Origin of the sequence: Bradyrhizobium sp. HKCCYLS20291 (genome assembly GCF_051167715.1) — a bacterium.
Classification (GTDB): domain Bacteria; phylum Pseudomonadota; class Alphaproteobacteria; order Rhizobiales; family Xanthobacteraceae; genus Bradyrhizobium.
The window spans coordinates 106,809-124,514 of the sequence record NZ_JBNPTO010000022.1; the positions used below are offsets into that span (position 1 = coordinate 106,809).

Annotated in this window: 17 protein-coding genes; 3 read left to right on the top strand and 14 right to left on the bottom strand. The window is 63.3% G+C overall.

Going from position 1 to position 17,706, the window contains the following annotated elements:
• Positions 1–189 precede the first annotated feature (189 nt).
• The gene (gene lpdA / locus ACQR07_RS33200; protein WP_434906265.1) at positions 190–1,611 is read right to left on the bottom strand and encodes a dihydrolipoyl dehydrogenase; all 1,422 of its coding nucleotides are present in this window, start codon (positions 1,609–1,611) and stop codon (positions 190–192) included.
• A gap of 42 nt (positions 1,612–1,653) precedes the next feature.
• Here lpdA and ACQR07_RS33205 point away from each other — a divergent pair, with 42 nt between their 5' ends.
• Positions 1,654–2,010: a hypothetical protein gene (locus ACQR07_RS33205; protein WP_434906266.1), complete on the top strand. Its 357-nt coding sequence runs from the start codon at positions 1,654–1,656 to the stop codon at positions 2,008–2,010.
• Here the strand turns inward: ACQR07_RS33205 and ACQR07_RS33210 are convergent.
• The 11 genes from ACQR07_RS33210 to eno all read right to left on the bottom strand — a co-directional run bounded on the left by ACQR07_RS33210 (position 1,923) and on the right by eno (position 13,390).
• On the bottom strand, positions 1,923–3,272 hold the full coding sequence (locus ACQR07_RS33210; protein WP_434906267.1) for a pyruvate dehydrogenase complex dihydrolipoamide acetyltransferase: 1,350 nt from the start codon (positions 3,270–3,272) through the stop codon (positions 1,923–1,925). The two genes, ACQR07_RS33205 and ACQR07_RS33210, sit on opposite strands and share 88 nt — an antisense overlap.
• 2 nt (positions 3,273–3,274) lie before the next feature.
• Entirely contained in the window at positions 3,275–3,580 is a 306-nt protein-coding gene (locus ACQR07_RS33215) for a DUF5076 domain-containing protein (RefSeq protein ID WP_434870593.1), read from the bottom strand.
• Positions 3,581–3,591: 11 nt separating this feature from the next.
• Positions 3,592–4,965: a pyruvate dehydrogenase complex E1 component subunit beta gene (locus ACQR07_RS33220; RefSeq protein WP_434906268.1), complete on the bottom strand. Its 1,374-nt coding sequence runs from the start codon at positions 4,963–4,965 to the stop codon at positions 3,592–3,594.
• Positions 4,966–4,994: 29 nt separating this feature from the next.
• Complete coding sequence (gene pdhA / locus ACQR07_RS33225) at positions 4,995–6,017, bottom strand: pyruvate dehydrogenase (acetyl-transferring) E1 component subunit alpha (RefSeq protein ID WP_434870591.1); 1,023 nt, start codon at positions 6,015–6,017, stop codon at positions 4,995–4,997.
• Between the two features lie 208 nt (positions 6,018–6,225).
• Positions 6,226–6,543 (bottom strand): FtsB family cell division protein, encoded by a 318-nt coding sequence (locus ACQR07_RS33230; protein WP_434870590.1) that lies wholly within the window; start codon positions 6,541–6,543, stop codon positions 6,226–6,228.
• 172 nt (positions 6,544–6,715) lie between these two features.
• On the bottom strand, positions 6,716–7,273 hold the full coding sequence (locus ACQR07_RS33235; protein WP_434906269.1) for an NADPH-dependent FMN reductase: 558 nt from the start codon (positions 7,271–7,273) through the stop codon (positions 6,716–6,718).
• Positions 7,274–7,418: 145 nt separating this feature from the next.
• On the bottom strand, positions 7,419–8,285 hold the full coding sequence (locus tag ACQR07_RS33240) for a hypothetical protein (RefSeq protein WP_434906270.1): 867 nt from the start codon (positions 8,283–8,285) through the stop codon (positions 7,419–7,421).
• A 117-nt stretch (positions 8,286–8,402) separates the two neighbouring features.
• Entirely contained in the window at positions 8,403–9,578 is a 1,176-nt protein-coding gene (locus ACQR07_RS33245) for a serine hydrolase domain-containing protein (RefSeq protein ID WP_434906271.1), read from the bottom strand.
• A gap of 238 nt (positions 9,579–9,816) precedes the next feature.
• Positions 9,817–10,815, bottom strand: coding sequence for an MBL fold metallo-hydrolase (locus tag ACQR07_RS33250; RefSeq protein ID WP_434906272.1), 999 nt, complete (start codon positions 10,813–10,815; stop codon positions 9,817–9,819).
• A 117-nt stretch (positions 10,816–10,932) separates the two neighbouring features.
• Complete coding sequence (locus tag ACQR07_RS33255; protein ID WP_434906273.1) at positions 10,933–12,075, bottom strand: zinc-binding dehydrogenase; 1,143 nt, start codon at positions 12,073–12,075, stop codon at positions 10,933–10,935.
• A gap of 31 nt (positions 12,076–12,106) precedes the next feature.
• The gene (eno, locus tag ACQR07_RS33260; RefSeq protein WP_434906274.1) at positions 12,107–13,390 is read right to left on the bottom strand and encodes a phosphopyruvate hydratase; all 1,284 of its coding nucleotides are present in this window, start codon (positions 13,388–13,390) and stop codon (positions 12,107–12,109) included.
• A 179-nt stretch (positions 13,391–13,569) separates the two neighbouring features.
• On the opposite strand from eno, the gene queF reads away from it, so the two are divergent.
• A complete protein-coding gene (gene queF / locus ACQR07_RS33265) occupies positions 13,570–14,046 on the top strand; it encodes a preQ(1) synthase (protein WP_434906275.1) in 477 nt (158 codons plus the stop codon).
• 337 nt (positions 14,047–14,383) lie between these two features.
• On the opposite strand, the gene ACQR07_RS33270 is transcribed toward queF, so the two are convergent.
• Positions 14,384–15,238: a DUF1036 domain-containing protein gene (locus ACQR07_RS33270; RefSeq protein WP_434906276.1), complete on the bottom strand. Its 855-nt coding sequence runs from the start codon at positions 15,236–15,238 to the stop codon at positions 14,384–14,386.
• A gap of 68 nt (positions 15,239–15,306) precedes the next feature.
• On the opposite strand from ACQR07_RS33270, the gene ACQR07_RS33275 reads away from it, so the two are divergent.
• Positions 15,307–15,837, top strand: a complete 531-nt coding sequence (locus ACQR07_RS33275) for a DUF1036 domain-containing protein (protein ID WP_434906277.1) — start codon at positions 15,307–15,309, stop codon at positions 15,835–15,837.
• Positions 15,838–16,592: 755 nt separating this feature from the next.
• Here ACQR07_RS33275 and ACQR07_RS33280 read toward each other — a convergent pair.
• Positions 16,593–17,429 carry a hypothetical protein gene (locus tag ACQR07_RS33280; RefSeq protein ID WP_434906278.1) on the bottom strand — a complete coding sequence of 279 codons (837 nt, stop codon included), beginning with the start codon at positions 17,427–17,429 and terminating at the stop codon, positions 16,593–16,595.
• Between the last annotated feature and the right edge of the window lie 277 nt (positions 17,430–17,706).

The following is a 17,706-nucleotide window of genomic DNA, read 5'->3' on the forward strand; positions in this document are numbered from 1 at the left end:
TCGTAAATTCCGCAATCAGGACCGGGCGGTCCCCACCCTTCCTCGTCGCCGTAGGTAAACTGCCAGGCATCCTGACGCCATTGCCTACGATAGGTATAGTGGCCATCAGCACGCTGCAAAATCAGCACGCGCTCATTTCCGTCAGGACTCTCGAGAGTCTTGATGTCGATGCTCCCGCCTCGTCGCAACCTACATGTTCAGCACGCGCCCATAGGCGTCGAGCACCGCTTCCTTCATCATCTCCGACAAAGTCGGATGCGGGAAGATGGTGTGCATCAGCTCTTCCTCGGTCGTCTCGAGGTTCATCGCCACGACATAGCCCTGGATCAACTCGGTCACCTCGGCGCCGACCATGTGGGCGCCGATCAGCTGGCCCGTCTTCTTGTCGAAGATCACCTTCACCAGGCCCTGGTCCTCGCCGAGTGCGATCGCCTTGCCGTTGCCGACGAAGGGGAAGCGGCCGACGCGGATGTCGCGGCCATGCTCCTTTGCCTTGGCTTCGGTGAGGCCGACGGAAGCGACCTGCGGGTGGCAGTAGGTGCAGCCCGGGATCAGGCTCTTGTCCATCGGGTGCGGATGCAGGCCCTTGATGGCCTCGATGCAGACCACGCCCTCGTGCTCGGCCTTGTGCGCGAGCATCGGGGGGCCGGCGACGTCGCCGATCGCGTAGAGGCCGGGCACGTTGGTCTTGCCGTAGCCGTCGATCACGATGCAGCCGCGATCGGTCTTCACGCCGAGCTTCTCGAGCCCGAGATTCTCGATGTTGCCGACCACGCCGACCGCGGAGATCACGCGGTCGAACTCGACGGTCTCGGTCTTGCCCTTGCCGTCGTCGATCGTCGCGACAACGCTGTCGCTCTTCTTGTCGAGCTTGGTGACCTTGGCGCCGGTCATGATCTTGAGGCCCTGCTTTTCCAGCTGCTTGCGGGCGATGCCGGCGATCTCGGCGTCCTCCACCGGCAGGATCTGCGGCAGCACCTCGACCACCGTGACCTCCGAGCCCATGCTGCGGAAGAACGAGGCGAACTCGATGCCGATCGCGCCGGAGCCGACCACCAAGAGCGACTTCGGCATCTTGTCGGGCACCATCGCCTCGAAATAGGTCCAGACCAGCTTCTTGTCCGGCTCCAGGCCCGGCAGCACGCGTGGCCGCGCGCCGGTCGCGACGATGATGTGCTTGGCCTGGTAGGTGCCTTCGCCCAGCGCGCCCTTCGGCGCTTCCACGTCGGACTTGGTCACGGTGATCTTGCCGGGCGCGTCGATGTTGGCGCGGCCCCAGATCACCTGCACCTTGTTCTTCTTCATCAGGAAGCCGACGCCGTCGGCAAGCCGCTTGGAGACGCCGCGCGAGCGCTGCACCACCGCCTTCGGGTCGTAGGAGATCTTCTCCGCCGACAGGCCGTAGTCCTTGGCATGCTGCATGTAGTGATAGATCTCGGCCGACCGCAGCAGCGCCTTGGTCGGGATGCAGCCCCAGTTCAGGCAGATGCCGCCGAGATGCGACTTCTCGATGATCGCGGTCTTGAAGCCGAGCTGGGCGGCGCGGATCGCGGTGACGTAGCCGCCCGGGCCCGAGCCGATGATGATGACGTCGAAGGATGTGTCGGCCATTACGGCTCCCGTTCAACTGAAGCAGTCGGATATGAGTTCGTCGTGGTGCTGCCGATGGAGCGTCGCCAGATCCAGCTTCGGATCATGGCCTCGACAAGCATCAGCGCGGCTGAGATCGCGAACCCGGCGAGCACGATCGGGGCCCAGATGCCGCGCGACAGCGCCTCGCCGGAGAAGAAAGCGGATCGGATGACGTCGATCCCGAGCGGGTTGGCTGATAGCACGATGCTCGCCGATGCCGTGATCCAGGGCCACCGCGTCCTTATACGCATGCGCCGGCCCCGTCAGCCATCCCGCTCCGGAAAACAACGTCACACCATCATCATCACGGGGTTTTCGATCAGCTGCTTGAAGGCGCCGATCAGCTCGGCGCCGAGCGCGCCGTCGATGGCGCGGTGATCACACGACAAGGTCACGCTCATCATGCTGGCAATCTCGATCTTGCCGTTGCGCACCACCGGCCGCTCCTCCGACGTGCCGACCGCAAGGATCGTCGCATGCGGCGGGTTGATGACCGCCGTGAAGTGCGTGATGCCGTACATGCCGAGGTTGGACACGGCCGTGGTGCCGCCCTGATATTCCTCCGGCTTCAGCTTCCGGGTCCGCGCGCGCGCGGCAAAATCCTTCATCTCGTTCGAGATCGCCGACAGCGTCTTGGTTTCGGCCTTGCGGATGATCGGCGTGATCAGACCGCCGGGCATCGCCACCGCAACGCCGACGTCGGAATGCTTGTGCTTGACCATGCCGGCTTCGGTCCAGCTGACGTTGCAGTTCGGGATCTTCTGCAGCGCGACCGCCATGGCCTTGATGACGAAGTCGTTGACCGAAATCTTGTAGAGCGGCTTCTTCTCCTTGTCCTTCGGAGCGGCCGCATTGATCTCCTCGCGCGCGGCCAAGAGCTTGCCGATGTCGCAGTCGATCGTCAGGTAGAAGTGCGGGACCGTCTGCGTCGCTGCGGTCAGGCGCTGCGCGATCGTGCGGCGCATGCCGTCATGCGGGATGACCTCGTAGGAGCCCGGCTCGAACAGCGCAAGGATCTGCTTGTCGGACATCGACGGAGCTGCTGCAGGAGCGCCCGCGGCGGGAGCAGCCGACGGCGCGGCTTTGAGGCCCTTACCAGACTTCGCATCCTCGACGTCGCGGGCAACGACACGACCATGCGGGCCGGTGCCGGTGATGCGGCCGAGATCGATGCCGGCGTCCTTGGCAAGGCGGCGCGCCAATGGCGACGAGAACATGCGGGCGTGGCCGTTGTTGGCCTGGGGCGCAGCCGCAGGTGCGGCTGGCGCAGGCGCGGCGGCCGACATTGCCGCGGGTGCAGCAGCAGGCGCCGGCGCCGCGGCGGGAGCCGCTGACGCAGTCGGCTTGGCCTCAGGCTTCGGCGCTGCCGGCGCGCTGCCGGCGGCCTTGACGTCCTCGCCTTCGCCGGCGAGCACCGCGATCACGTCGTTGACGGGGACGTCCTGCGTGCCCTCGGGCACCAGGATCTTGGCGAGCGTGCCTTCGTCGACCGCCTCGACTTCCATCGTGGCTTTGTCGGTCTCGATCTCGGCGATGACCTCGCCGGATTTGACCTGGTCGCCTTCCTTCTTGAGCCAACGAGCGAGGTTGCCCTTCTCCATCGTCGGCGACAGCGCGGGCATCAGAATGTTGATCGGCATGATCAGTGACCTTGTTTCGACCTGGGGCTGGTGGTGCCCGTATCAGTCGGCCGAGCCAGCTCGGCTTCGAACATCTCGACGATGCGCTGCAGCGCCTCGTCTTCGGAATACTCGCTCTCGCGCGCATAGGCGCGCGCAGCATGTCGGGCCACGTCGACCAGGAGCAGCCCCCACACGTCCGGCTCCTCGAAGGCGCGCTGGAAGGCGATCGAGAGTCCGCCATCGAGCACGAAGGCGCGCAACACTTCGGTGGCGTCCTCGCGGCCGACGACGTCGGGCGGCAGCGGCTGCTCCTTGGGTCCGGCCATCTGGGGGTCCCTTAGCGGTAGCACACGGATTTGGCGGCCCGCACGACATCAGCAGCCGAGGGCAGCGCCAGCTTCTCGAGGTTCGCCGCATACGGCATCGGCACGTCCTTGCCGGACACGCGCGTCACCGGCGCATCGAGATAGTCGAAGGCGTGCTCCATGATGCGCGCGGCGATCTCGGCGCCGACGCCGCTCTGCGCCCAGCCCTCTTCCACCGTGACCGCACGCCCGGTCTTCTTGACCGAGGCGATGATGGTCTCGGTGTCCATCGGACGCAGCGTGCGCAGGTCGATGACCTCGGCCTCGATGCCCTCCTTGGCGAGCTCATCGGCGGCCTTCAACGCGTAGGTCATGCCGTTCGACCAGGAGATGATCGTCACATCCTTGCCGGCACGGGCGATACGCGCCTTGCCGATCGGGATGATGTAGTCGTCGAGCTTCGGCACCTCGCCGGAGTGACCGTACAGCACCTCGTTCTCGAGGAAGATCACCGGATTCGGATCGCGGATCGCTGCCTTGAGCAGGCCCTTGGCGTCGGCCGCGGAATACGGCGCGACGACCTTGAGGCCGGGGATGTGCGAGTACCAGGACGAGTAGTCCTGGCTGTGCTGCGCGGCGACGCGCGCGGCGGCGCCGTTGGGCCCGCGGAACACGATCGAGCAGCCCATCTGGCCGCCGGACATGTACAAGGTCTTGGCCGCGGAGTTGATGATCTGGTCGATCGCCTGCATGGCGAAGTTGAAGGTCATGAACTCGACGATCGGCTTCAGGCCGGCCATCGCAGCACCGACACCGATGCCGGCAAAGCCGTGCTCGGTGATCGGCGTGTCCATCACGCGGCGGGCGCCGAACTCCTGCAACAGGCCCTGGGTGACCTTGTAGGCACCCTGATATTCGGCGACCTCCTCGCCCATGATGAAGACGTCGCCGTCGCGGCGCATCTCCTCGGCCATCGCGTCGCGCAGCGCCTCGCGGATGGTCACCGTCACCATCTCGGTGCCGGCGGGAATTTCCGGATCGGGCTGTGCCACGGCTTGTGGCGCAGCTGCAGAGATGGCCGGCGTCTCGGCGGCAGCCATCGGTGCGGCTTCAGCGGCCGGCTTGGCCGGCGCGGCCACCTTGCCGAGGTCGGCAGCGGTCTCGCCATCGGCGAGGATGGTTGCGATCGGCGTGTTGACCGCGACGTCAGCGGTGCCCTCGGGGATCAGGATCTTGCCGAGCGTGCCCTCGTCGGTCGCCTCGACTTCCATCGTGGCCTTGTCGGTCTCGATCTCGGCGATCACGTCACCCGACTTGATCGCCTCGCCTTCCTTCTTCAGCCATTTGGCGAGGTTGCCCTTCTCCATCGTGGGCGACAGCGCAGGCATCAAAACTTGAATTGGCATATCAGCTCCAGGAATATCAGCTTGCGCGCTCAGCGATAGACGTCGGTGTAGAGCTCGGCGGGATCCGGCTCGGGATCGGCCTGCGCGAAATCGGCTGACTCGTTGACGATCTTGCGCACGTCGGCGTCGATCGCCTTGAGGTCCTGCTCGCTGACCTTGGCCGCCAGCAGGCGGTTGCGCACCTGCTCGATCGGATCCTGGTCGTGACGGACCTTCTCGACCTCCTCACGGGTACGGTACTTCGCCGGGTCGGACATCGAGTGGCCGCGATAGCGGTAGGTCTGCATTTCCAGGATGAAGGGACCCTTGCCCTCGCGGCACCAGGCCGCAGCCCGCTCGCCCGCAGCCTTCACGGCGCGGACGTCCATGCCGTCGACCTGCTCGCCCGGGATGTTGAAGGAGATGCCGCGCTTGGAGAAGTCGGTCTGCGCCGAGGCGCGCGACACCGCCGTGCCCATCGCATAGCGGTTGTTCTCGATGACGTAGATCACCGGCAGCTTCCAGAGCTCCGCCATGTTGAAGCTCTCATAGACCTGGCCCTGGTTGGCCGCGCCGTCGCCGAAATAGGCGACGCTGACCGAGTCGTTGCCGCGGTAGCGGTTGGCGAGCGCCAGACCGGTGCCAAGCGAGACCTGGGCGCCGACGATGCCGTGGCCGCCGAAGAAGTTCTTCTCCATGCTGAACATGTGCATGGAGCCGCCCTTGCCCTTGGAATAGCCGCCGCGGCGTCCCGTGAGCTCGGCCATGACGCCCTTGGCATCCATGCCGCAGGCCAGCATATGGCCGTGATCGCGATAGCCGGTGATGACCTGGTCGCCGTCCTTCAGCGCCATCTGCATGCCGACGACGACGGCCTCCTGGCCGATGTAGAGATGGCAGAAGCCGCCGATCGCACCCATGCCGTAAAGCTGACCCGCCTTCTCCTCAAAGCGACGGATCAGCAGCATGTCGCGCAGCGCAGCCAATTCCTGTTCTCTGGTGAATTCCGGCGGCGGGCCGTTGTCTCTGTCCTGCCCGTGTTCCTTTGCGGCGGTCTTCTTGGGTGCGGCCATGGCAATTCCGGATGAGAGAAAAAGTAGCTTTCTCTAACTCAACTCCATGGCACGTCAAAGGACTGCGTGAACCGCCATTCACTTTGCCCGTGCCGCACTGCAGCGAGCACGAAATAATAGAATGCGAGGGGCAGCGATTTTGAAATCCTGATGCTGCTGCGCGCTTATGTGGCAGCCATCATCGCGCCCGCGGCCGATCGCCTCGGCGTCACTGCGGGCGATTGATGCGGATCAGGTCGTGCGGGTTGGCATAGCCGAGCTGGAAGCGCGCGCGCTCGTCGAGCATGTCGGGATCGACCCGGTCGGAGCGCAGCAGCGACACCCGCTTCTCGCCCTCGGCCCGCTCCTGCTTCAGCCGGACCAGCTCCGAGGTCAGCGACACGATCTCCTGGTCGAGCTCCTGGCGGGCATTCAGGCCATAGCGGCCGGTGTAGGCGTTGATGCCGAAATAGCCGACGATGGCCGCCGCCATCGTGTAGAGGGCGAGCCCGGTGAGGAAGGATTTCAGGCGTGCGCGGGAGACCATGGCCGGGAGAATGCGGCGCCCCGGTTAAGGAATCGCTAACCCTGCCGGCGCGGCTGACCGGCCCCCGACTTGAAGCCAATCGGGGCAAGGCGCGCTGGCGCCCTGCCCCGATCATACCCGTCATGCGCTTGGCGACTGCGGCCCGTGCGAGCTTCACATGTCGCCCAAGGTCTCAGCCGTTCTGCTTGGCGACGAAGGCGGCGAAGGCCTCCAGATATTGCTGCAGCACCGGCTTGAGCGACTCCTTGGTCAGCTCGCCTTGGCCGTCGAACGCATCGCCGATGCCGTTCAGATAGATCTCCGGCTGGCCCATCACCGGGCCCGAGATGCCCGGCATGATGTTCTGCAGGTGCTTGGCCGCGGCGACGCCGCCGAGCGGGCCCGGCGAGTTCGAGATCAGGCCGACCGGCTTGCCCAGGAACGAGCTCTGTCCATACGGGCGCGAGGCGATGTCGATCGCGTTCTTCAGCACGCCGGGGATCGAGCGGTTGTACTCCGGCGTCAGGATGAGCACGCCGTTCGATGCCTTGAGCTTGTCGCGCAGCGCGAGCCAGTCTGCCGGCGGGTTGGCCTCGAGGTCCTGGTTGAAGAACGACAGGCCTTCGAGCGTGACCACCTCGATCTTGAGGCTGGCGGGCGCGAGCTTCGCCATCGCCTTGGCGATCTTGAGCGTGAAGCTCTCCTTGCGGAGACTGCCGACGAGCGCGACGATCGAATACGGGGCGGGCATGAAAGCATCCTTCTGCGTTGAAACCGTAGGCGGACCTTAAGCGCTCCGCGCAATTTCATGCAAGTGCATGAACATCCACCGCCAGGAAACGCAGTGTTTCCCGAACGCGCGGCCGGCGATCACGGCCAGGCCAGTCACTCAATGGTCACTCAATGTTGAAGTAGGCGCCGGGGCACTCGTTGGTCACGGTCGTCGCGATCGCCTGGGCCTGCGGCGAGGTCGGCTTGGGCACGGCGACGACCTTCCATCGGCCGGCCTTGTTCAGCCAGAATTTGTGGGTGGAGGTTGCGATCCGGCGTTCGGAATATTTGGTGACCGGCCACATCATGATGAACTTCGGCTTCGGTGGCGGAACCTCCTGCCATGCGCCGAACTCGTAGAACGGCATGTACCACAGATGCCATTCGATGGCCTGAAACTCGTGATGCGCGACGACCACCTGGACGACGGAGCTTCCTTTCAGCCAGGTCGATCCCAACTCGGATGGCGAGATCAGCTGACACCGCGTGTGCAGCGGCTCCTGAACGTGGAGCAGATCGTACTTCTGGTTCGGTGACAGCAGAGCGGCCGAGGCCGGAGATCCCGCATTGGGATCGTTCGCGGCCGAGGCGCAGATCGGCACATCGGACGGACCCTGCCCGGTCCAGGGGTTGTGACTGCAGGTGATGTGGCGGGACAACGTTCCGCCGCTGGTCGTGGCGGTTTCCTCGGCGAGACCGGTTTCGCGGTCCCAGGTGCCGGTGAACTTGGTCGTCTTGGTCGGCGGACAGGCCGTGGTCGGACCGGACGTCCACCAATGCGTCGCTTCGAGCTCGTAGAACGAGTAGCGGGGTTGCGGATAGTTGACCGCCTTGGCGCTGGTGAGCGCGTGGTGCGCAACGCAGCCCCATCCCTTGGTGTCGAGCCAGCAGACCAGCGGGTAGCTTTCACTCGGCCAGCATCCCGCGCGGGCCGGAGATGAGAAACTGAATGTGATCCCCAGGATGGCCGCGGCCAGAAGGAACGGACGCATGATCTCCTCCGGTCCATGATGCTGGCTGGGAAAGCTGCGCCCCGCGAGCTCTGATCGCCTTGATCGGCATCAACCCTGCCGCGATCCGAGGCCCCTCCGCACCCTGTGCGGTCGGCGCTAGCGGACCGGCTGCTCGCGCAGAACGCGGGTGAATTCAGCCACGGCCTGATGCGTGAGCCAGATCGATTGGCCCTCGACGGGCTGCGGCCAGGTCGACAGCTTGGCAATCACGATCCTGTTGGCGGCGTCGACGAACAGGTTCTGGCCGTGAATGCCCATCGCGAACAGCAGCTGCGGCTGGTCGTTGGTGACGTACCAGCCGCTGCGATAATGCATGTTGCGGCTGATCGCCGCAAAACTGTCGCGCCATTGGCCGTCCCGCCAGGCCTTGATATCGCCGTTGTGCCTGATGTCGTCGAGCCAGGCCTCGGGGATGATGGTCTGCGAGCCGCGGCGGCCGCCCGAGAGCATGAGCTGGCCGAGCCGGGCAAAGTCGCGCAACGTGGCGCAGAAGCCGCCGGTGCAGCGCGGGGCACCCTTGCGGTCGAGGGTGATGAAGGCCTCGCCGCTCGCCCCCATCGGCTTCCACAGCAGCGCGCCGACGAGGCTCGCGAAGCTGCGGCCGGTGGCGCGCTCGATCGCCCATCCGATGAGATCGGTGTTGGACGAGACATAGCTGAACGGGCCGCCATGCGGCTTCGCCTGGGCGCGCATCGTCGCATAGAAATCGTGCAGGTTCGGCGTGGTGCCCGGCGCGACCGGCTCCCAGCCGGCGGCGTCGGCATAGGCCTGCAGGCCGGCGCCGTCGAACACGATGCCGGCGCGCATGTCGAGGAGCTGGCGGAGCGTGGCGCCGCGATAGGCGGTCTCCGCCACCTCCGGCACGTAGCGCGTGACCTCGGCATCGATGTCGAGCTCGCCGCGCCCGGCGAGGATGCCGGCCATCAGGCCGGTGATCGACTTGGTCGCCGACATCAGGATGTGCGGCGTGTCGCGATCGGTGCCGCCGTCGTAATGCTCGAACACGATGCGGCCGCCGTGCAGGATCAGGAGGCCGTCGGTCGCCGTCGCCTTCAGGAAGCCGTCGAGATCGAGCGTGCCGCCCTTGGGCAGCCGCAGGCTGAACTCATCGAACGCAACCGGGCTCGCCGGCAACGGCCAGGCACTGCCCGGCGCGCTCTCGATCTCGGCGACCGGCAGGATGGACCGGATGTTGTGGAACGCCCGGCGGCTGAACGGCGCGCTGCGCCAGTTGGAGAGATCGGCGCGGGAGGAAGATGGTTCAGTCGACATGCGAGACCCTGTGGAATGCGTCCGACATAGGCGTTCGCGGTCGCAACGGAAAGCCCGGAACCTCCCCGGACAAACAAACAGGCCGCCCAAAGGCGGCCTGGCACACTCTCTCCTCCGTCATTGCGAGAAGCCAACGGGTCCGCGCAAAGCGCGGCCCGATGACAGGCTCCGCGACGAAGCAATCCAGAGTCCTTGCTCGGCCCTGGATTGCTTCGCTTCGCTCGCAATGACGAGAAACTTACAGCACCGGATTCCACGGCGCCGGGATCAGCCGGTAGCGCGGGCCATCCTTCTCGACGTAGCCGACCGAGGGGAACGAGAAGTGGAAGCCGATCACCCTCGCCTTCTCGGCCGCGGCCATGTCGTAGAACTTGTGCCGGGTCTCCTGCGCCATCGCGGCGTCGGTGTCGAACATCACGTGCCAATCGGGGTTGCGCAGAAACAGCTCGGGCACGTTGGTGACGTCGGCCTGGATCAGCACCTTGGCGTTGCCCGACGCCACCGCGAACGAGGTGTGGCCCGGCGTGTGGCCGGGGGTGCCGAGCGCGGTGACGCCGGGCGCGACCTCCTTGTCCCACTCGTACTGGGTGACCTTGTTCTCCAGCCCGCCGAACACCTTCTTGAAGTTGGCGAAGTTGCCCTTCATCAGCTCGGTCTGCGCCTTGGCGGCGTTCTCGTCGCTGTTCCAGAACGCCCACTCCTTCGCGGGCACCTTGATCTCGGCGTTCGGGAACGCCAGCGATCCGTCGCCGAGCTTGAGGCCGTTGATGTGGTCGCCATGCATGTGCGAGAGCACGACGACGTCGATGCTCTTCGGATCGACGCCCGCCGCGGCGAGGTTCTGCAAGGTGCGGCCGACCGCGCCCTTGCTGGCCTCGAACGCGCCGGCGCCGTTGCCGGTGTCGATCAGCACCAGCTTGGAGCCGGTGTTGATCAACTGCGGGTTGAAGGGGATCGTGATCATGCCCTTCGGCATGTAGCCGCTTTCCGCGGCCGCGAGCGCGTCCTCCTTGGCGGTATTGACGACGAACTTGTCGGGCATCGGGAAGGTGCGCGCGCCGTCATTGACGGAGGTGCATTCGTAGTCGCCGACCTTGTAGCGGTAGAAGCCCGGCGCCTGCGCGCCGGCCGGCGCCACGGCCGCGCGGGCTTCGCGGCCGAGCAGTTGCGGCAGGCTGCCGGCGGCCCCGGCGAGGGCCGCACCGGCGAGAAATCGACGGCGATCGATGGTAGTCATGACAATCTCCTCAGCGCATACGCGGCAGACACCGCCCCAAAACCAAAACGGCGCGGATTGTCTCCGGCTGCGGGCCAAACGCAAGCCCGTCCGCAACGTCCGAGGAGCGACGTTAGGTCACTTAACTTTGTTGGGGTCGATAAGGAATTTTTCGCCAGTCGCCCGTTTGGCGTAGGCTGCGAGGTTGGCCGGATCGAGCGTCTCGACCAGTGAGATCACCTTCGTGTAGTGACTCGCGAACGTCGTCTTGAGCTCATCGACGACACGCTGGCGCAGCCGTTCGCTGTCCGCCCGGCCGATCTTCATCAGGAACGGAAACAGCAGCCAGCCGCCGACGCCCCAGGTCATGCCGAAGCTGCGCGTGATCTCGGTCGGCCTGACGTCAAGGCTACCGTAGATGTAGACCTGCTTGTGCACCGCAGAGCCGTAGCGGCTGTAGGGATGCTTGCCGGACGTGTTGATCGCCGCTTCCATCGCAGTGAGGATCTGGCCGGCGAGCTTGCCGCCGCCGATCGCGTCGAAGGCGATGGTGGCGCCGGTCTCGACCAGCGCCGCGGTCAGATCGTCCATGAAGGTCGGCGAGGTCGAATCCACGACGTATTTCGCGCCGATGCCGCGCAGCAGCTCGGCTTGTGCTGCACTGCGCACGATGTTGACCAGCGCGATGCCGTCCTTGATGCAGATCTTGTTGAGCATCTGCCCGAGGTTGGAGGCGGCCGCGGTGTGCACCAGCGCGGTATGGCCTTCGCGCCGCATCGTCTCGGTCATGCCGAGCGAGGTCAGCGGATTGACGAAGCAGGACGCACCCTCCTCCGCCGTCGTGCCCGCCGGCAGCGGCAGGCATTCGGAGAGCTTGAGGCAGCGGTACTGGCTGTACATTGCGCCGCCAATCGCAGCGACGGTGCGGCCCATCAGCGCTTTGGCCGCGTCCGACGACCCGGTCTTGACCACGACGCCGGCGCCCTCGTTGCCGATCGGCATCGACTCGTCGACGCGGGCGGCCATCGCCCGCATCCCGGCTTCGGGCACCTTCGCCGTGATGACGGGACGATCCTTGGTGCCGGACAGCTGCACGGTGGAAAGATCAGCCGCGCCGACCAGCAGGCCGAGATCGGACGGATTGATCGGCGCCGCCTCGATCCGCACCACGACCTCGTCCGGCCCCGGCTCCGGGGTCGGCACGTCCACGAGCGACAGCTCAAGCTCGCCGCTGCGCTTGATCAATGTCCGCAGCTGCAGGCCGTGTGTCTCGACGCCCATGCGTGCCTCCCCTGTTTGCTTCAGCCGATGCTCAGGCCAGCGCCTTCAGCGCGTAGCGTCCGGCGTAGCGGGCCTGCGCGTCCAGCTCCTGCTCGATGCGCAGCAGCTGGTTGTACTTGGCGGTGCGGTCGGCGCGCGCCAGCGAGCCGGTCTTGATCTGCCCGCAATTGGTGGCGACCGCGAGATCGGCGATCGTGGAATCCTCGGTCTCGCCCGAGCGGTGCGACATCACGGCGGTGTAGCCGGCCTTGTAGGCCATCTCAACGGCGGCGAGCGTCTCGGTGAGCGTGCCGATCTGGTTGACCTTGATCAGGATCGAGTTGGCGCGGCCGTTGCGGATGCCGTCGGCGAGGCGGTTGACGTTGGTGACGAACAGATCGTCGCCGACCAGCTGGCACTTGTGGCCGATCAGGTCGGTCAGCTCCTTCCAGCCGTCCATGTCGTCCTCGGACATGCCGTCCTCGATCGAGCAGATCGGATAGCGCGCGACGAGGTCGGCGAGATACCTGGCCTGCTCCGAGCGCGAACGGCTCTTATTCTCGCCCTCGTAGACGTACCGGCCGTCCTTGAAGAACTCGGTGGCGGCGCAGTCGAGCGCCAGCATCACGTCATCGCCGGCGGTGTAGCCGGCCTTGCCGATCGCGGCCATGACGAAGTCGAGCGCAGCATCCGCCGACGGCAGGTTCGGCGCGAAGCCGCCCTCGTCGCCGACATTGGTGTTGTGCCCGGCCTTCTTCAGCTCGCCCTTCAGCGTGTGGAAGATCTCCGAGCCGCAGCGCAGCGCCTCGGCGAAGCTCGGCGCGCCCACCGGCATGATCATGAATTCCTGGAAGTCGATCGGGTTGTCGGCGTGGACGCCGCCATTGACGATGTTCATCATCGGCACCGGCAAGGTGCGCGCCGAGGTGCCGCCGACGTAGCGATACAGCGGCATGTCGTAGGAGATCGCCGCCGCCTTGGCGCAGGCGAGCGACACGCCGAGGATGGCGTTGGCGCCGAGCCGGCTCTTGTTCTCGGTGCCGTCGAGCTCGATCAGGATCTGGTCGATCTGGACCTGGTCATGCGCCGACATGTCGCTCAGCGCCTCGTAGATCTCGTCGTTGACCGCCTCGACCGCCTTCTGCACGCCCTTGCCGAGATAGCGGTGCTTGTCGCCGTCGCGCAGCTCGACCGCCTCATGGGCGCCGGTCGAGGCGCCCGAGGGAACGGCGGCGCGGCCGACCGAGCCGTCCTCCAGCACGACGTCGACCTCGACCGTGGGATTGCCGCGGCTGTCCAGGATTTCGCGGCCGATGATGTCGACGATGGCGGTCATGAGGTCCTCTCGCGGGCTTTTCGGGTGGGCATTGCTGCGCCGCTTCTACCGCAAGCCCGGGGGTCCGAAAAGGCCAAGTCGGGTGGAAGTCGGCGGAAGTCGCGGCCAAATCACGAAGCGGATGACGTAAGCCCCTCGATTGGCTAAACGGGCGCCAGCTGCGACAGGTGACACGACAAATGGCGAAACGATCCAACACCACCCTGACATCGGCCGGCCTTCAGCTCGGCCGCGCGGTGGCGGCCCCCGACAGCCCGGAGGCGGCGACGCTCGACCGCGTCCCCAATCCGCAGAAGGACACCGATTACCTGGCCCGCTTCACCGTGCCGGAGTTCACCTCGCTATGCCCGGTGACGGGACAACCGGACTTCGCCCATCTGGTGATCGACTATGCCCCCGGCCCGTGGCTGGTCGAATCCAAGTCGCTGAAAATGTATCTGGCCAGCTTCCGCAACCATGGCGCGTTCCACGAGGACTGCACGGTCGCCATCGGCAAGCGCCTCGCCGCCGAGATCAAGCCCAAATGGCTCCGCATCGGCGGCTACTGGTACCCCCGCGGCGGCATCCCGATCGACGTGTTCTGGCAGACGGGCAAGCTGCCGAAGGGGCTGTGGGTGCCGGACCAGGGCGTGGCGCCGTATCGCGGGCGGGGGTGAGGCCAGCAAATCGCCCCCGACAAGTATCTGACTCGACTCCCCCACCGTCATGGCCGGGCTCCGTCCCGGCCATCCACGCCTTACGGCGAACGCGGCGATTTCGCGATCCTTCAGGGCGTTTGCTGGAGTTGTCACCGTCCCTAATCGCTATCCGGAAACCGACCTTTGTTCTTGTATTTAAGGCCTAGGGTAGCGCGCACGCAATACTGCGTCATCCTGGAGCGGCCCGTAGCGCAAGGCGAACTCGCATCGCCGACCATGCCACCTGTGTCCTCCGACGGGTGCGCTCCAGCCCCCCGTTCTCATTCTTTTCGACCGCGGGCGTAAGCAAACCTAATCAGCGCGGCCCACTCCAGCCGAATGTATACTTTGCAGCGTCGAACGTCGCGCTTATCTTTGCAAATGGCTTAGTGACCTCCCCAACAACACAGCGCTCGTTGTCCCGAACGACACGATAGGTTCTTCGCTGTGTTACGCAGTAGAGGTTTGTTTCACCTTTCCATTCGAAACTTCGCATTCCCTGACTTGCCCTTCCGTACACAAACAAATCGTTCCGGGGAAACATCCCGACATCTCGACATTGATGCCTTTCGATCTCGTACCATCCCGACAACATCCGTTTGGACGCATCGACACGATTTTGGTGAAGTAAGATGGCCGATACGGTAAGAGGGCTATTGTTGCAAAGAGTAAGGGACGTGAGCGATTTGTTTGCCTCGGTCTGCGGCGGTACTGACACCCCTTCGGCCTGTTGGAGTACTGCTGTTAGGCGAAGGATAGGCTGGGCCAACTTCGTTGATTCGCCAATGGCCCCAAACAACTTTTGATTATCATCGAAATAGCAACGAGACACGTACCCACCCACATCTCTAACCGGCGCGTATTTTTTAGCCGTGTCCGACCCTAAGTAGGTTGAGCAATCCACGCCGGATACGACTATCGCCCCCGCCTCAACGCGCGCAATTCCATACTGATGATCACCACCCCTACTGACGTCTATGATGAACGTATCCGAACTTAGCTCGAACAGCCAAACCGGACTTTGCTCGAGCTTCTGATCGATCAAAATGTAACCATCGTCACTCGGCTTCAACTCCCAGTCTTCGACCGATATCCACCTCGATTCCCTGTACTGCTCTACCTTGTATCGACCACCAGAGAATGGGGCCACCGCTTCCTTAGGATCGAACAACGCCCCCTCCGAGACCAAGCAGCCGGAGAGTAAAAGCGACAAACCCATGCTTCCTAGAAAGCGTGCCCATGCTATCGTTCTGGCTTGAACCGCGCGCCTATGCCAAAGTGTCCGACAGTTCATCGACGCTCATCCCGCCCCGCTTTATGACTCAAACGTTCCGCCTCTGCTTGTTCGCAGCAATCTGCCTTGCTCCTATCATTGGGAACGAGGATCCAGCTATTGCTCAAAGCCAAGCCCCTTCAGTCCGGACTCTGACTTTGACGCTATGCAATAAGACCAACAAGCTCGTCGATACCATTCTTATCCATCGGTCAATTGAAGGGGAAGACTTCTGGATGCTACGCGGATGGTGGAGTCTTTCCCCCAGCAAATGCGTCGATCTCCCGGGAATTCCAAAAGGTTACTTTTACTACTATTCCGAAGAGCGAGGAGGAAATGGTTGGGCCTGGAATGGCAACGCTCGGACCGTATGCATTCAAACGCCGCCAGTAGAACGAGCTATTTTTCCGAAAGAGAAATGCCTCTTCGGCGAGAAAAAAGTGGGATTTCGGGAGGTCTATTCAATTCAAGACCAATATCAGATTCTGCTGAAATAGCACTTAGGGACCAATACCGATCCAGGCAGGCGCCTGCCCCCTTCCCCAGGGAAACCCGCTAAGTGGTGACCCGCTTGGCGCGCCCTGACGGGTACCGTCGCCGCATTCGGGTCTTCCTGGTTCATCCCATTGTATGCAGTCATCGCCAGGATTCGAGCTGTCGGCACTGTCTAGCCTGTTCTTTCCGATCAACGCGTCTAGCTTCTGATCATACCACTTCAATGCGTAATCATAGCCTTTACCCGCCACTTTGTCGGTAAAGATCGCGACGCCTGCACCAAGAAGAAGACAACCTGCGCCAGCTGTGGCGCCGCATGCGACGCCAACAGCCGCTGCACCAACATATGTACTAACGCCCCAAGTCGCGAACCCGCGTCCCGCCGCTTGATATCTTTCTTGACCGTGCTCAAGTCCCTCATGGTAGGACTCATTTATTGAGAATACGCTTGCCGCACCCTTCAAGAACTTTCCCACTGTGGGCATGTGGTACTTTGTCTCCGCCAGAATCTCACCACCGGTGGAGAGTTTTTCGAGACTGCCAAAGATCGCCGATTTCTTTACTGGGGTAGCCTCGACAGGATTCAGCACTAGCGTATTTGCAGAACGGGGAGCCGCGCTCTCCCCCAGTGGAGTTTGAGCAAATATTGGCTGTGACGCGAAGAAGGCACCACCAATTAGTGCCACCCCGAGAGATGCAGTGGCTCGATTGCAAAGCTCGCACATCATTTTATCCGATGCTCGTTTAAGCTTTATTCTCAATACGACAACAAAATTCTCACCCGCCTGATTGCGCCGTTTGGCGCCGCTCCAACTTCAATAAAGGCAGTCTCCCTCCCAACTTGGTCGTCTTGCAGTACAAAATTATCGGCTTCGGAGATCCGCACTAACGCCCGGGGCTTCATGAATGCCGCAGCGGCCTTGCCAGCGGAAAAGCGCGTGGCAAATGTCTCGCTGCTACGGAATACTTCGACAGCCTCCCTACATGGCGATCTTTCATATTCTTGCATCCCTTGAACTTGCAACAATAGGCCTCTAACCACTTCTTTCGCGGCAGCTTTGTCCCTCTGCAGCTCGCTCAAGGCCGCAATGATACTTGATTCATCCTCAAAAAGTAGTCGAGCCAGGTCCCGCTGGAGCTTGGGACGCTGTCGAAAGAGACGTAGTTTGAAATCGTCATCATCTTTTATACTACCGGCACTTATCCTTTTACCCAAAGAATGACCACCGGCGAAATAGATCGCCGAAACTCTTTTCTGATCATCATACTTGAGCACCGTGTACAGGTCAGCAAACGTCGAAAACAGGACTGCGTAACGCCCACCCGACGACATCTCAACGCTTGACGTTGTTAGAACGAGTTCGGCAAAAGCGTCGGCGTTTGGGATGGGAGTAGTATCCCCAGTATTGGAATTTACCAGTTGCGCAAAGTAGGAAGTCGTCTTTGAGAGGAGATAGTCGTTTATGGTAAGAATTCGCGGGACTACGGGACCGGCAGCCCCGGACTGGGCGATAGCATCGGACGCCGCAACGGATTGCCAAATCAGGAATGGTACTGTCAAAGCGGCTCTTTTGAGCAATAGGAAAAAATCCATTGTCGTGCCCCAATTTCAGAACGGTAACTCGATTTCTGGTTTCTGAGCAATCCTTTTGGAAATGAACTGCCCTGGACAGCGCTCCTCGGCAATCCTCCTAGACGCCAATTCTCACGCAGAACCAATCACATCGCCCAGCCCGGCCTCGTGTCCAGAATTCGATCTTTCTTTTTTTCGGAAGACATGCTTTATCGTGCGCATCCCGTCTCGATCAGAGCAACTGTGCTTTGAGGTAGGCCGGCGATCGGCCGGCCTCAAGGCTGGCGCGAGACGCGCC

What these genes read in the sequence shown, in the direction of transcription:
- lpdA (WP_434906265.1), bottom strand. Translation starts at nt 1,611, where the DNA reads ATGGCCGACACATCCTTCGACGTCATCATCATCGGCTCGGGCCCGGGC.
- ACQR07_RS33210 (WP_434906267.1), bottom strand. Translation starts at nt 3,272, where the DNA reads ATGCCGATCAACATTCTGATGCCCGCGCTGTCGCCGACGATGGAGAAG.
- ACQR07_RS33215 (WP_434870593.1), bottom strand. Translation starts at nt 3,580, where the DNA reads ATGGCCGGACCCAAGGAGCAGCCGCTGCCGCCCGACGTCGTCGGCCGC.
- ACQR07_RS33220 (WP_434906268.1), bottom strand. Translation starts at nt 4,965, where the DNA reads ATGCCAATTCAAGTTTTGATGCCTGCGCTGTCGCCCACGATGGAGAAG.
- pdhA (WP_434870591.1), bottom strand. Translation starts at nt 6,017, where the DNA reads ATGGCCGCACCCAAGAAGACCGCCGCAAAGGAACACGGGCAGGACAGA.
- ACQR07_RS33230 (WP_434870590.1), bottom strand. Translation starts at nt 6,543, where the DNA reads ATGGTCTCCCGCGCACGCCTGAAATCCTTCCTCACCGGGCTCGCCCTC.
- ACQR07_RS33235 (WP_434906269.1), bottom strand. Translation starts at nt 7,273, where the DNA reads ATGCCCGCCCCGTATTCGATCGTCGCGCTCGTCGGCAGTCTCCGCAAG.
- ACQR07_RS33240 (WP_434906270.1), bottom strand. Translation starts at nt 8,285, where the DNA reads ATGCGTCCGTTCCTTCTGGCCGCGGCCATCCTGGGGATCACATTCAGT.
- ACQR07_RS33245 (WP_434906271.1), bottom strand. Translation starts at nt 9,578, where the DNA reads ATGTCGACTGAACCATCTTCCTCCCGCGCCGATCTCTCCAACTGGCGC.
- ACQR07_RS33250 (WP_434906272.1), bottom strand. Translation starts at nt 10,815, where the DNA reads ATGACTACCATCGATCGCCGTCGATTTCTCGCCGGTGCGGCCCTCGCC.
- ACQR07_RS33255 (WP_434906273.1), bottom strand. Translation starts at nt 12,075, where the DNA reads ATGGGCGTCGAGACACACGGCCTGCAGCTGCGGACATTGATCAAGCGC.
- eno (WP_434906274.1), bottom strand. Translation starts at nt 13,390, where the DNA reads ATGACCGCCATCGTCGACATCATCGGCCGCGAAATCCTGGACAGCCGC.
- queF (WP_434906275.1), top strand. Translation starts at nt 13,570, where the DNA reads ATGGCGAAACGATCCAACACCACCCTGACATCGGCCGGCCTTCAGCTC.
- ACQR07_RS33275 (WP_434906277.1), top strand. Translation starts at nt 15,307, where the DNA reads ATGCTATCGTTCTGGCTTGAACCGCGCGCCTATGCCAAAGTGTCCGAC.
- ACQR07_RS33280 (WP_434906278.1), bottom strand. Translation starts at nt 17,429, where the DNA reads ATGGATTTTTTCCTATTGCTCAAAAGAGCCGCTTTGACAGTACCATTC.